11 protein-coding genes are annotated in these 13,361 nt (G+C 73.3%); 2 read left to right on the top strand and 9 right to left on the bottom strand.

Annotation, left to right across the window (positions count from 1 at the left end):
• Positions 1-101 precede the first annotated feature (101 nt).
• From ABZW10_RS12280 to htpG, 9 genes are all read right to left on the bottom strand, one after another.
• The gene (locus ABZW10_RS12280; protein WP_355363169.1) at positions 102-635 is read right to left on the bottom strand and encodes a hydrogenase maturation protease; all 534 of its coding nucleotides are present in this window, start codon (positions 633-635) and stop codon (positions 102-104) included.
• Positions 632-2,002, bottom strand: a complete 1,371-nt coding sequence (locus ABZW10_RS12275; protein WP_355363167.1) for a hypothetical protein — start codon at positions 2,000-2,002, stop codon at positions 632-634. Before ABZW10_RS12275 ends, ABZW10_RS12280 begins: the two co-directional genes overlap by 4 nt.
• Positions 1,999-2,643, bottom strand: coding sequence for a DUF6084 family protein (locus ABZW10_RS12270; protein ID WP_355363165.1), 645 nt, complete (start codon positions 2,641-2,643; stop codon positions 1,999-2,001). Before ABZW10_RS12270 ends, ABZW10_RS12275 begins: the two co-directional genes overlap by 4 nt.
• A complete protein-coding gene (locus ABZW10_RS12265) occupies positions 2,640-3,287 on the bottom strand; it encodes a DUF5947 family protein (RefSeq protein WP_355363163.1) in 648 nt (215 codons plus the stop codon). Before ABZW10_RS12265 ends, ABZW10_RS12270 begins: the two co-directional genes overlap by 4 nt.
• A complete protein-coding gene (locus tag ABZW10_RS12260; RefSeq protein ID WP_355363161.1) occupies positions 3,284-3,766 on the bottom strand; it encodes a thioredoxin in 483 nt (160 codons plus the stop codon). Before ABZW10_RS12260 ends, ABZW10_RS12265 begins: the two co-directional genes overlap by 4 nt.
• On the bottom strand, positions 3,763-5,547 hold the full coding sequence (locus tag ABZW10_RS12255; protein ID WP_355363159.1) for a nickel-dependent hydrogenase large subunit: 1,785 nt from the start codon (positions 5,545-5,547) through the stop codon (positions 3,763-3,765). The genes ABZW10_RS12260 and ABZW10_RS12255 overlap by 4 nt, the downstream gene beginning before the upstream one ends.
• Before the next feature lie 79 nt (positions 5,548-5,626).
• Positions 5,627-6,682 (bottom strand): hydrogenase expression protein HypE, encoded by a 1,056-nt coding sequence (locus ABZW10_RS12250; RefSeq protein ID WP_355363157.1) that lies wholly within the window; start codon positions 6,680-6,682, stop codon positions 5,627-5,629.
• 132 nt (positions 6,683-6,814) lie between these two features.
• Positions 6,815-8,512, bottom strand: a complete 1,698-nt coding sequence (locus ABZW10_RS12245; RefSeq protein ID WP_355363155.1) for a hydrogenase maturation protein — start codon at positions 8,510-8,512, stop codon at positions 6,815-6,817.
• A gap of 494 nt (positions 8,513-9,006) precedes the next feature.
• A complete protein-coding gene (htpG, locus tag ABZW10_RS12240; protein WP_355363153.1) occupies positions 9,007-10,923 on the bottom strand; it encodes a molecular chaperone HtpG in 1,917 nt (638 codons plus the stop codon).
• Positions 10,924-11,090: 167 nt separating this feature from the next.
• On the opposite strand from htpG, the gene ABZW10_RS12235 reads away from it, so the two are divergent.
• Positions 11,091-11,894 (top strand): glycerophosphodiester phosphodiesterase, encoded by an 804-nt coding sequence (locus ABZW10_RS12235; protein ID WP_355363151.1) that lies wholly within the window; start codon positions 11,091-11,093, stop codon positions 11,892-11,894.
• A complete protein-coding gene (locus tag ABZW10_RS12230) occupies positions 11,891-13,330 on the top strand; it encodes an MFS transporter (RefSeq protein ID WP_355363149.1) in 1,440 nt (479 codons plus the stop codon). Before ABZW10_RS12235 ends, ABZW10_RS12230 begins: the two co-directional genes overlap by 4 nt.
• The last annotated feature ends 31 nt before the right edge of the window (positions 13,331-13,361 follow it).

The raw sequence follows: 13,361 nt of genomic DNA, 5'->3' as shown, positions 1-13,361 counted from the left end.
CGCTCACATCCGGCGGATGCGCAGATAGCGCTTCAGGTCGTCCAGGTTCTGCACGACCAGCGCCACGACGGCGGCCAGTACGGCCAGGCACAGCAGCTTCCTCATGACGGTGAAACCTCTCTCTTGGCCAGTTCCCGGGCACCGACGGTCCGCAGGACCAGCCGGACCGCCTCCTCGACGGCGGCGGCCACCGGTGCGCTCAGTCCGATCCCCTCCTCCAGCGACCGCGGCTCGCACCCCACCACGAGGACCCGGGCGGGCGGGGAGCCGCCCGTCCCGGCGGCCAGCGTGCCGAGCAGCGCGAGCACGGCGTCCGGGCCCATCCGGTGCCCGTCCAGCACGGGCGCCTCCACCGGTCCGGCGTCCGCCTCGATGAGGTAGACCGTGCCCGGCTCGCCGCCGCGGGCGGTGGCGTCGACGAGCACCAGCATCCGATAGCCGTCCAGGAGCTGGTAGGCCAGGTGGACCCCGCGCACGCCGACGTCGAGCAGTTCGACGTCGGGCGGCAGCGGGTGCTCGCGCAGCCGCCGCACGGTCTCCACGCCGAAGCCGTCGTCGCCGAGGAAGATGTTGCCGACCCCGGCGACCAGCACCTTTCCCCCTGTCGCCTCTCCCTCCGCCTTTCCCTCCGTCACGGCGCCTCCAGCGGGGTGATCTCGTCGGGCTGGAAGTAGCGGAAGCGGCCCTGGGCCCGCCACAGGTCGGCGCCGGGGTCGTCCTCCAGGGTGACCGCCAGGTGCACCGAGCCGTCGACGTCGTGCAGCACGGCCTCCACCAGGGCGGTCCGGCCGTCCAGGAAGAGGTCCTGGGCGTCGGTGCGCCGCCGTCCGGGCCGCAGCAGGACGCGGCTGCCGGCGCCGACCTCGCGGCCGTCGACCAGCACCTTGTCCCGGTCCGGGTCCACCTCGGGGTCGTCGCCCGGGTCCCACCAGGGCCGGTCGGGAGCGTTGCCGGTGATCGCGCGCAGGCCGCGCACGGCGCCGTGCAGCCGCTCCAGCACCTCGGGCGGCATCGAGTCGGCGAGGTCGATCACCGCGCCGGCCCGGTCGTCGGTGCCCCGGGCCTCCCGCTTCTCGCGGTCCGTCAGGGCGGCGGTGCGCAGCGCGAGGATCTCGTCGATCTCGGTGGCGTCGTAGAGGGCGCCGGGGCTCTCGGGGGCGATGGCCGGGTGGTCCTCCAGGATGATCGGCGAGGAGAGCACCACCCGGCCGCGGCCGGGCGGGCCGGCCAGCACCGGCCAGGTGTGCTCGTTGCGGCACGACGCCACGGCCGCCCGGGCCCATTCGGGCGGGTCGGTCGGCGACAGGAAGGAGCCGTGGTCGAGCCCCAGCAGCAGGTGCGCCGAGACCAGCGAGCGTGCCAGTGCCGCGTCCCGCCCGTCCTCGGGCCGCGGCGCCCAGTCGGTGGTGTTCTCCACCACGGCGGTCAGCAGTCGCACCCCGTACGGTCCGGGGACGTCCCGGGCGGTCAGCCGCAGCAGGCCGTCGGTCCGCTCCCAGCGGCGCAGCAGCCGGCCGACGGTGGCGCCGTCCGCGCGCAGCCGTTCCACCTCCCGGCCGGCCGGGAGGTGGAAGGGCCGGACCACCTCGCCGGCCAACTCCTCCACCCCGACGACGAGTTCGACGCGGTCCTCGACCCCCTCGTCCCACGGCACCAGGACCCGGTCGGCGAGCTCCAGCTCCTCGACCTCCTCGTAGCCGCCGCGGGTGGCCCGCTCGACGGTGCGCCGCCGCGCCCGCAGGAAGCGCAGTTCGACGGCCAGCCGGTCGCCGGGGCGCGGTTCCATGAGGCATTCGGTGCGCTGGTGGAAGTGCTCGCCGCGGTCCGCTCCGTAGCCCGGCGGGACGAGGACGCCGAACTGCCAGCGCAGCCGGTTCTTGGCCGCCGAGGCCCGGTAGGGGTAGAGCACGTAGCCCTCGAACAGGACGGCGTCGGCGATCTGCCGGGCCTGGGCGAACCTGGCCTCGACCTCGGGGGTGAAGGCGGTGGCGGGGGCGGTCACCGGGCCGCCTCCCCGACCTCGGCGCCGGCCAGCAGTTCGCGCACGGTGGCCTCCCAGGTCGGCAGGGCGCGGCGCGAGCGGTAGGCGAGCAGCGCGTCCATCACGTCCTCGGGCAGCCGCAGCCAGCCGCAGCCCGGGAAGTGCCGGTCGATCGCCTCGCGCCACACCCGAACCGGCATCCGCACGGTGGCCTCCCGGTCCCAGGGCACCGGGGAGACCTGGAATCCGCCGGGTCCGGCGAAGGCGGTGCCGGAGAACAGCAGCAGCAGCGGGACCTCGCCGTCGCCCAGGGCCCGCAGGTAGCGGGCGGCGGCGACGTCCTGGTCGTAGCTGCAGGGGACGGGCAGGTCGAGTTCGGTCCAGCCGGTGAAACCGGGGACCATCAGCGGCACCTGGGCGAACTCGACCGGGTTGAGGGTGGTGCCCCAGCGCGCGCGTTCGCCGAACAGGTCGGTGAGCCGCCCGGCCTGCGCCTCGTCGTAGCCGCGCCGGGCGGGTTCGATGCGCAGCTGGCAACGGAGGGCCAGGGCGTGCACCCGGGTCTCGGGCGGGGCGGTGATCCGCAGCCGGAAGAGCAGGGTCGGCCCGGCGGCGTGCTCGGCGGCCCGGACGGCGGTGCAGGAGAAGGCGAGCGGGGTCATCGGGGTCCGTCCTCTCCCAGCGGCCGGGCCCGGCCCGCGAGCCGGGCGAAGAAGGTGTCGAGCTCGGCCCTCGCCTCGGCCCCGCCGTCGAACCCCTTCCAGCAGCGCCGCAGCCGGCCGACCAGTTCGTAGCAGGTGTCGATCGGCACCAGCAGGCAGTGGATCCCGGTGTCGGTGCGGCGCAGCAGCAGCGCCTCCACGTCGGGTTCCAGGGCGGCGGCGAGCCGGCTGCCGCCGAGGGCGCTCCGCCAGGCGGCCTCGTCGGGTTCGCTCTCGGTGGCGCCGCCGGGGCCGGGGTAGAGCAGGACGAGCCGGTCCTGGCGGGAGTTGCGGAACAGGAAGGCGGTGCCGACCGGGATGCCGAGGGAGGCCCAGGCCTGCTCGTCGATCCGGTGGCCGGTCTCGGCGAGGTGGCGGTCGGGGACGTGCCGGTAGCGTCCGCCGGCCGCGCCGGGCCGGCGGAACAGCAGTCCGCAGGCGGTGCAGACGCAGGTGAGGGTCTGTTCCTCGGTGTCCACCAGGTGCCGGTGCGACGGGGGGACGCCCTGGCCGCAGAAGGCGCAGCGCTCGGCCTGCGGCGGTGCGGGCTCGCGCAGCCGGTGCAGCAGGGCGGTGCCGGGGCGGGCGAGTCGGCGGGTGCTCACCGGGCGGCCCCCGCCGGGGTGTCCGGGCGGGTGCCGATCTGCAGGAGCTGCGGCGCGCGTTCGAACACCGTGCTGGTCACCTCGGGCGCGTGGCAGGCGAGCACGGCCTCGACGTCCTCCTCGGAGCAGCCGCAGCCGCCGCGGGTGCGGCGCAGCCGGACGGTGCCGGTGGCGGGGTCGAAGCCGACCAGCTCGACGGGTTCGGGCAGCGCGGCCAGCGCCCGGGCGATCCGGGCCCCGGTGTCCTCGGGGTGCAGTTCGTGCAGGACGAGCAGTCCGGCGACCGCCGGGTCGTCCAGCAGCGCGGCGAGGGCGGGCCCGGGCAGTGCGGCGACGATCCGGGCGAGGCCGTCGTGGTAGAAGTCCATGAGGTCGCGCGCCAGTTGTTCGCCGGCCTGCCGGCCGGCGCCGTCGCCGTCGAGCCCCTCCAGCCGGTCCAGGGCCTCCTGGACGCGTTGCCCGGTCTGTTCCGCCGTCATGCGGTGAGCCCGCTCAGGCCGGTGGGCACGTGCAGCTGCTGCACGGTCCGGCCGCCGCCGACGTACATGTGCACGCCGCAGGGCAGACAGGGGTCGAAGCTGCGGACGGCCCGCATGATGTCGATGCCCTTGAAGTTCTCCGGCGGGTTCTCCTCGAAGATCGGCGTGTTCTGCACCGCGTCCTCGTAGGGCCCGGGCGTGCCGTAGCTGTCGCGCACGCTGGCGTTCCACGGGGTGGGCGGGTACGGGTGGTAGTTGGCGATCTTGCCGTCGCGGATCACCAGGTGGTGCGACAGGACGCCGCGCACGGCCTCGGTGAAGCCGCAGCCGATGGACTCGTCGGGCACCTCGAAGCGCTCCCAGGTCTGGCTGCGCCCGGCCCGGACCTCGTCCAACGCCTTCTCCGCGAAGTGCAGGGCGCAGGCGGCCGCGTAGGCCTGGAAGTAGGTGCGGGCGCGGTTGCGCTCGATGGCGTTGCTCCACTGCGGGATCTTCCACTCGAAGGTGGTCTCCGGCTTGGTCATCGAGCGCGGCAGGTTGATCTTCACGCTGTGCCCGGTGGCCTTGACGTAGCCGATGTCGACCAGCCCGGAGAGCGCGGTGGACCACAGGCGGGCGATCGGGCCGCCGCCGGTGTCCAGGGCGAGGTGCTCGGTGCCGTCGAACCAGCGCGGGGACATCACCCAGCTGTACTTGTCGTCGAAGTCGCGCTTCTGCGGGGCGGGGATGGTGTGCTGGTTCCAGGGGTGGCGGGGGTCGACCGGGTTGCCGAGCGGGTCGTGGGTGACGAAGAGCTCCTCGCCCTGCCAGTCCTGGTAGTAGGAGCTGCCGAGCAGGATGCGGATGCCGAGGTTGATCCGGGTGAGGTCGTTGGTGACCAGCTTGCCGTCGACCACGACGCCGGGGGTGACGAACATCCGCCGGCCCCAGTCGGTCATGTTGCGGTAGGTGAAGTCGCAGTGGTCGGGGTCGTTGAGGCTGCCCCAGCAGCCGAGCAGGACGCGCCGCCGGCCGACCTCCTCGTAGCCGGGCAGGGCCTCGTAGAAGAAGTCGAAGAGGTCGTCGTGCAGCGGCACGACCTTCTTCATGAACTCCACGTAGCGCATCAGCCGGGTCAGGTAGTCGGTGAACAGCTGGACGGTGGCCACCGTGCCGACGCCGCCCGGGTAGAGCGTGGAGGGGTGCACATGGCGGCCCTCCATCAGGCAGAACATCTCCCGGGTGTAGCGGCTGACCTGGAGCGCCTCGCGGTAGAACTCGCCCTCGATGGGGTTGAGCGAGCGCATGATGTCGGCGATGGTGCGGTAGCCGTGGTCTCCGGCGTGCGGGGCCTCGGTGCGCTCGGCGAGCTCCAGCACGCCCGGGTTGGTCTCGCGGACCATCTTCTCGCAGTAGTCGACCCCGACCAGGTTCTCCTGGAAGATGTTGTGGTCGAACATGTACTCGGCGGCCTCGCCGAGGTTGATGATCCACTCACCGAGGTGCGGGGGCTTGACGCCGTACGCCATGTTCTGGGCGTAGACCGAACAGGTGGCGTGGTTGTCGCCGCAGATGCCGCAGATCCGGCTGGTGATGAAGTGCGCGTCGCGCGGGTCCTTGCCCCGCATGAAGACGCTGTAGCCGCGGAAGACCGAGGAGGTGCTGTAACACTCCGCGACCCTCTTCTGCTTGAAGTCGATCTTCGTGTGGATGCCCAGGCTGCCCACGATCCGGGTGATCGGGTCCCAGGACATCTCCACCAGGCCGCTGCCGTCCCCGGCCGCCCTGCTCGTCGTCGTCATCGTGTCTGTCGTGCCCTTCTGGAGGCGGGAGGGGATGGACGGCGGGGCCGCCGCGCACACGGCGCGGCGGCCCGTCCGGTCACCGCGGCGGGCGGTAGCCGGTGGTCAGGGTGCGCCCCTTGTGGCGCCACCTGGGTTCCTTGTCGAGCGTGTCGAGGGTGATCCCGCGCAACCGGCGGATCACCGAGCCGTAGGTCCGGCTGGCCCGGGTGGACACCGTCGAGCCGGGCGGCGGGTCCATGAACGGCATGAACTTGTCGGGGAAGCCGGGCATCGTGCAGGCGATGCAGATGCCGCCGACGTTCGGGCAGCCGCCGACGCCGTTGATCCAGCCGCGCTTGGGGACGTTGCACTTGACGACCGGCCCCCAGCAGCCGAGCCGCACCAGGCACTCCGGCCGGCCGTACTCGGTGGCGAACTGGCCCTGCTCGTAGTAGCCGCCGCGGTCGCAGCCCTCGTGCACGGTGGCGCCGAACAGCCAGGTGGGCCGCAGCTTGTCGTCCAGCGGGATCATCGGCGCGGAGCCGGCCAGCTGGTAGAGCAGGTAGGTCAGGGTCTCGGCGAAGTTGTCGGGCTGGATGGGACAGCCGGGCACGCAGACGATCGGCAGGCCCGCCTTGGACTTCCACTCCCATCCGAGGTAGTCCGGCACGCCCATGGCGCCGGTCGGGTTGCCCTCCATGGCGTGGATGCCGCCGTAGGTGGCGCAGGTGCCGATGGCGACCACGGCGGTGGCCTTGGGGGCGAGCCGGTCCAGCCACTCACTGGTGGTGATCGGCTGGCCGGTGGCCGGATCGTCGCCGAAACCGCACCAGTAGCCCTCCTCCTTGATCTGCTCGTTCGGGATGGAACCCTCGACGACCAGGACGAACGGGTCGAGCTCGCCGCGGTCCGCCTTGAAGAACCACTCGACGAAGTTGTCGGCGCCCTGCACCGGGCCGCACTCGAAGTCGATCAGTGGCCAGTGCACGGCGACCTTCGGCAGACCCGGCAGGGCGCCGGTGACGATCTCCTCGATGCTCGGCTGCATGGCGGCGGTCAGCGCGACCGAGTCGCCGTCGCAGCTGAGGCCCGCGTTGATCCAGAGAATGTGCACCACGCCGGTGTCGGTGGCGCTCGTTGCTGCAGCACCCATGAGGATGCCTCCTCGGAACTGGGAGCCGGACGAAGTGGCTCACAACCGTCATAACAGCCCCCGGCCCGGCCCGCCGGTCCACGCAGCCGGGCGGAGCAGCCGGACGGCCGCAATCCGGGTGGGCCGTCCGGGTCACGCCGTGGCGGCGGGAGCGGGCAGTTTCCGCACGAAGGCGGCGCGCAGCGCGTGGTACGGCGCCTCGGGGTCGAAGAACTGGCGGTGCATCACGGCCAGTTCCGCCGTACGGTGGTCGGCGAGCGGCCGCATGCGCTCGTCGGCCTCGCGGGCGGCCTTCTTGGCGGCGATCCGGCCGTGCACGGTCGGCGAGGCGGCGGTCAGCCGCGCCAGGCGGGCGGCCTCGGGCCCGAACTCCTGCGGGGTGCAGGCGAGGACGCGGTCGACCAGCCCGATCCGCAGGGCGGCGGCGCTGCTCACCGGCTGCGCCCGTTCGGTGAGCCGGCGGGCCTGCGCCGCGCCCACCCGGCGCGGCAGGGTGTAGGTCCAGTACTCCGAGCCGTGCAGGCCCATCAGCCGGTAGTGCGGGTTGAGCACAGCGCCCCGGCGGCACCACACCTCGTCGGCGGCCAGTGCCAGCATCACCCCGCCGGCCGCCGCGTTCCCGCCGAGGGCGGCGACCACCAGGCGGTCGGTGGTGGTGAGGACCGCCTCGACCAGGTCGTCGATGGCGTTGATGTTGGCCCAGGACTCGGCCGCGGGGTCGGCGGCCGCCTCGATCACGTTCAGGTGGATGCCGTTGGAGAAGAAGTCGCGGCCCCCGCCGAGCACCAGCACCGCGGTCGGCCGGGTGAGTGCGAAGCGGTAGGCGTCGAGCAGGCGGTGGCAGTGCGCGGTGCTCATCGCGCCGCCGGGGAAGGAGAACCGCAGCAGGCCGACCGGTCCCCGCTCGGTGTAGCGGATGTCGGACCAGACCGGGTCGTCCTCGGCGGGCATCAGCGGCGCGGGCAGCTCCGGCAGCCGGGGCAGGGCCGGCCGGCCGGGCCCGGCCGCGGCGAGGGCGGTGACGGCGGGCAGCTTGAAGGTGGCGGGCCCGCCCGGGGTGCGGCGCCGGCGCAGCTCGGGGATCCACACCGCGCCGTCGGCGGTCGCCCGGCACAGCGCGCCGGCCCGGGTGGCCAGCGGCTCGCCGGGGCGCCCGCGCAGCGCCCGCTCCGGGTGGCCGCCGTGCAGGTACCACTCGGCGCCGAGCAGTTCGTCCAGCACGCCGGGCCGGGAGTCGGCGGCGCGGAGCTTGCGCAGCACGGTGTCGGTGGTGTCGTGCGCCCAGTCGATCCGCCGCACCTCCTGGCGCAGGTAGGGCCGGGTGCGGTCGGGCACCCGCCAGTCGGGGCCGCTCTGCGGGCGGGGGGTGTGGGTGCCGGAGGCGAACCGCCGTACGGCGCGCAGCACCGCCTCGACGGCGGCGTCGGCCACCTCGCCCCGGTACAGGTCGCTCTTGGCGACGGGCGGCAGCGGGCAGGGCTCCGAGGCCCAGACCGGGCCGGCGTCCATCACCTCGTCGGCCTGCAGCACCGTCACGCCCCACTCGGCGGCCCCCTCGTGGATCGCCCAGTCGAGGGCGGACGGGCCCCGGTCGCCGGGCGGGCCGGGGTGCACGATCAGGCAGGTGACGGCGGACCAGACGTCGCGGGGCAGCGCCGTCGTGAGCATCGGCGCGACCACCAGGTCCGGGGCGTGGCGCCGCACCACCGCCCGCAGCGCCCCGTCGTCCCCGGCCAGGTGGACCTCCACCGGGTGGCGCAGGTCCCGCAGCGCGGCGTGGACCCGCTGGGTGAGGCTGTTGTACGCGCTCGCGACGAGCAGGATCCGCATGTGCGCCTCCGGCGGCGTGGGCACCCGTGAACCCGGCGATCATCTCCCCGGCCCCCGGGGCACCCGGCCGCGCCGCTCCGCCGGGTCACCCGGGCGGCGGGCGGACCGGCGGGCGGTACCGGAGACGTGCCGGCCGCTACAGACCGAAGTCGACGGCCAGGCGGTTGCAGAACCTGAAGGAGCCGTCCGGGTCGTCCCCGGGGCCGGTCCTGCGGCAACAGGATCAAGGCCGCGGCCTACCGCGCGCGGAAGAAGACCGCTCCGGCCGGGCTGCACCGAAGCCGCCCGGAAGCCCGCCCTTGAGCCCTCCGGGCACCGGGTCGAGGACCGCCCCGTCCGGATCGATCGGCGTCCGACCGCCCCGGCCCGGCAGGGCCTTCTTTTCGTCCCCCCTTTGACGAGGTGACGCAGGAGGGATGACGGCCCGTCCGACGACCCGGCCGCGGGGTGCGGCCTGGTCGTCGGACGGGCCGAAGGGGTGAGGACGGGTGCGGTCAGAGGCCGCGGGCCAGCCGGTCGGTGAGCAGCCGGGTGAAGCGCGCCGGGTCGGGCAGGTCGCCGCCCTCCGCGAGCAGCGCGCCGCCGTGGACCAGTTCGGCGACCTCCGCCAGGGCCGGGTCCCCGGGGTTCGCCTCGTGCGCCGTCCGCAGCGCGACGATCAGCGGGTGGGTGGGGTTGAGCTCCAGGATCCGCTTGACCGGGGGCAGTTCCTGCCCCATCGCGCGGTACATCTTCTCCAGGGTCGGCGTCATGTCCTGGGCGTCGCCGACGACACAGGCCGCCGAGGTGGTCAGCCGCGAGGAGAGCCGGACCTCCTTCACCTGGCCGGACAGTGCCTCCGTGAGCCACGGCAGCAGGGCGGCGAACTCCTGCTCGCGCCGGGCCTTCTCGGCCCCGGCCTGCTCGTCGCCGTCGGCCGGCTCGTCGAGGTCGACCTGCCCCTTGGCGATGGACTGCAGGCGGTGGCCGTCGAAGCCCGGCACCCGCTCGACCCAGACCTCGTCGACCGGGTCGGTGAGGATCAGCACCTCGTAGCCCTTGGCGGCGAAGGCCTCCATGTGCGGGGAGTTCTCCACCGTGGCCCGGTCCTCGCCGGTCAGGTAGTAGATCGCCTCCTGGCCGTCCTTCATCCGCCCGACGTACTCGCGCAGGGTGGTGGAGCGCTCCGGGTCGTGGGTCGAGGTGGCCGACACCAGCTCCAGCAGGGCCTCGGTGCTGTCGGCGTCCTCGATCAGGCCCTCCTTGAGCACCCGGCCGAACTGCTCCCAGAGCTTGGCGTAGCGCTCGGCGTCCTTGGCCTGGACGTCCTTCAGCGCGCCGAGCACCTTCTTCACCAGACGCCGGCGCACGCCGCGGATCTGCCGGTCGTGCTGGAGGATCTCGCGGGAGATGTTCAGCGACAGGTCGTGGGCGTCCACGACGCCCTTGACGAAGCGCAGGTAGTCGGGCATCAGCGCTTCGCAGTCGTCCATGATGAACACCCGCTTGACGTACAGCTGCACGCCGCGCTTGGCGTCGCGGGAGAACAGGTCGAACGGCGCCTGCGCGGGGATGAACAGCAGTGCCTCGTACTCGAAGGTGCCCTCGGCGCGCATGTGGACGGTCTCGGCCGGGGGGAGCCAGTCGTGGCTGATCTGCTGGTAGAACTCGGTGTACTCGGCCTCGGTGACCTCACTGCGCGGCCGGGCCCAGAGCGCCTTCATCGAGTTGAGGGTGTCGACCTGCCGGGTGGTGGCGCCCTCGGCGTCGGTGTGCTCGCTCGCCATCCGGATCGGCCAGCGGATGAAGTCGGAGTACTGCTTGACGATCTGGCGGATCTTCCACTCGGCCAGGTAGTCGGCCAGCCCGTCCTCGCCGTCGGCGGGCTTGAGGTGCAGGGTGACCGAGGTGCCCACGGGCAGGCCGTCGACGGCCTGGACCTCGTAGGTGCCCTCGCCGTCGGACTCCCACCGGGTGCCGGCCTCGCCGCCCGCACGGCGGGTGGTCAGGGTGACCCGGTCGGCGACCATGAACGCCGAGTAGAAGCCGACGCCGAACTGGCCGATCAGGCTCTGCGCCGCGGCGGCGTCGTCGGTCTCCTTGATTTTCTCCAGCAGGCCGGCCGTGCCGGACTTGGCGATCGTGCCGATCAGTTCCACGAGGTCGTCGCGGCTCATGCCGATGCCGTTGTCGCGGACGGTCAGCGTCCGGGCCTGCGGGTCCACCTCCAGGGTGATGTGGAGGTCGGAGGTGTCGGCGTCGAGGCCGGAATCGATCAGTGACTCCAGCCGCAGCTTGTCCAGGGCGTCGGAGGCGTTGGAGATCAACTCGCGCAGGAAGATGTCCTTGTTCGAGTAGATCGAGTGGATCACCAACCGGAGCAACTGACGCGTCTCGGCCTGGAATTCCAGCGTCTCGACAGTGCTACCCACTCAGGGGCTCCTCTCTCGGGCGGTACGTGAGCGACGGACGCGGCAGGCGCCGGGCCGGCCCTGCCGCACCGGCATGATAGGCGGCCCGGCGGCCCCGGCGGGCGTTACAGCTTGACAGTAGGTGTAACAATGTCACGCACCAGGCAGCACAGCGCACGGAGCACCACATGCATCCCTTCCTCGACCACCCGGGGCCGCTCGCCTTCGCCCACCGGGGCGGCGACCTCGGCCGTCCGGAGAACTCGCTCGCCGCCTTCGAGGCCGCCGTCGCCCTCGGGTACCGGTACCTGGAGACGGATGTGCACGCCACCTCCGACGGCGTGCTGGTGGCCTTCCACGACCACCGGCTCGACCGGGTCACCGACCGCACCGGGGCGGTCGCCGAACTGCCCTGGCACACCGTCCGCCAGGCCCGGATCGGCGGCACCGAACCGGTCCCGCTGCTGGAGGACCTGCTCGACGCCTTCCCCGACGCCCGCTTCAACATCGACGTCAAGGCGATGCCGGCCGTCGGACCGCTGGTCGAGGCCGTCCGCCGGACCTCCGCCTGGGACCGGGTCTGCGTCGGCGGCTTCTCCGACGCCCGGCTCGCCGCCGTCCGCGCCGCCGCCGGGCCCCGGCTGGCCACCTCGCTCGGCCCGCGCGAGGTCGCCCGGCTGCGGCTGCGCTCGCTGGCCGGGCCACTGCTGCGCGGCGACGGGGCGCCGTGGGCCGGCGTCTGCGCACAGGTGCCCGAGCGGCACCGGGGCGTGCGGGTGGTCGACCGGGCCTTCGTACGCGCCGCGCACCGCCTGGGCCTGCAGGTTCACGTCTGGACCGTGGACGACGCCACACGCATCCGCTCTCTGCTCGACCTGGGGGTGGATGGCATCATGGCCGATCGCATCGACGTCCTGCGCGACGTCCTCCGCGAGCGCGGCCGCTGGACCCCCGGCGGCGACGGCTCCAGCACGGGGATTGGAACACCATGACCACCACGACCCACCGGCCGGAGCCCCCGGCGACCGCCACCGACGACGGCCGCGCACTGCGCCGCATACAGGTCGGCTGGTACATCAACGACTGGGCCAACGCGGCCTTCTCCGCCACCGTCCTGACGGTGTTCCTCGGGCCGTACCTGACCTCGGTCGCCAAGGAGGCCGCCGACGCCAACGGCGATGTGCACCCCTTCGGCCTGGCGATCCGGGCCGGCTCCTTCTTCCCCTACACGGTCTCCTTCTCCGTGCTGCTGTCGGTCGGCGCCATGCTGCTGGCCGGGACGGTCGCCGACCGCACCGGGCGGCACAAGGAGCTGATGGGCGGCTTCGCGTACCTCGGCGCCGCCGCCACGATGGGCATGTTCTTCCTCGACGGCGACCGCTACCTGCTCGGCGGCGCGCTGCTGGTCGTCGCCAACCTCGCCTACGCGGTGTCGGTCGCGCTCTCCTACGCCTACCTGCCGGGCCTGGCCTCGCCCGACGAGCGCGACGCGGTGTCCTCCAAGGGCTGGGCGTACGGGTACGCGGGCGGCGGGCTGCTGCTGATCGCCAACCTGGCGCTGTTCCAGGGGCACGAGGCCTTCGGGCTCTCCGAGGGCACCGCGGTGCGGATCTGCCTGGCCTCGGCGGGCCTGTGGTGGGCGCTGTTCACCATCGTGCCGATGCTCCGGCTGCCGTCCCGGGCCGGGGTGCTCCCCGGACACGCGCCGAAGGCCGTCGAGGCCGGGACCGGGGCCGCTACCGGGGCCGAGGCCAAGCCCGGGGCCGAGCCCGGGGCCGAGCCCGCCGCCGGCAGCCTGCGGGAGCTCGGCCGGACCCTGCGCGGCATGCGGCGCCACCCGCTCACCCTGCTCTACCTGGCCGCCTTCCTCTGCTACAACGACGGCATCCAGACCGTCGTCTCGCAGGCCTCCCTGTTCGGCAGCGAGGAACTGGGCATGGACCAGACCTCACTGGTCACCGCCGTGCTGCTGGTACAGGTCGTGGCGATCGCCGGCGCGCTGCTGCTCGGCCGGATCGCCCACCGCTACGGCGCCAAGCGGACCATCCTGGGCTCCCTGGTCGGCTGGGTGGTCACCCTCGCCCTCGGCTACTTCATGCCGGCCCATCAGCCGGCCTGGTTCTACGCGCTGGCCTGCATGATCGGCCTGGTGCTCGGCGGCAGCCAGGCGCTGTCGCGCTCGCTGTTCTCGCACCTGATCCCGCCGGGCAAGGAGGCCGAGTACTTCAGCCTCTACAAGGTCAGCGACCGCGGCACCAGCTGGATGGGGCCGCTGGTGTTCGGCCTCGCCTACCAGGTCACCGGCAGCTACCGGTCGGCGATCATCTCGCTGCTGGTGTTCTTCGTGATCGGCTTCGCCGTGCTGCTGAAGGTGCCCGTGCGGCGGGCGATCGAGGCCGTCGGCAACCCGGTGCCCGAGCGCCTCTGACCGCCCGCCGGCCCGGGCGTGGTGGCCGGAC

This window comes from Kitasatospora sp. NPDC004723 (assembly GCF_040609255.1).
GTDB lineage: Bacteria > Actinomycetota > Actinomycetes > Streptomycetales > Streptomycetaceae > Kitasatospora.
Note: the sequence above shows the minus strand (reverse complement) of the source record. Positions and strands in the feature narration are given on the sequence as shown.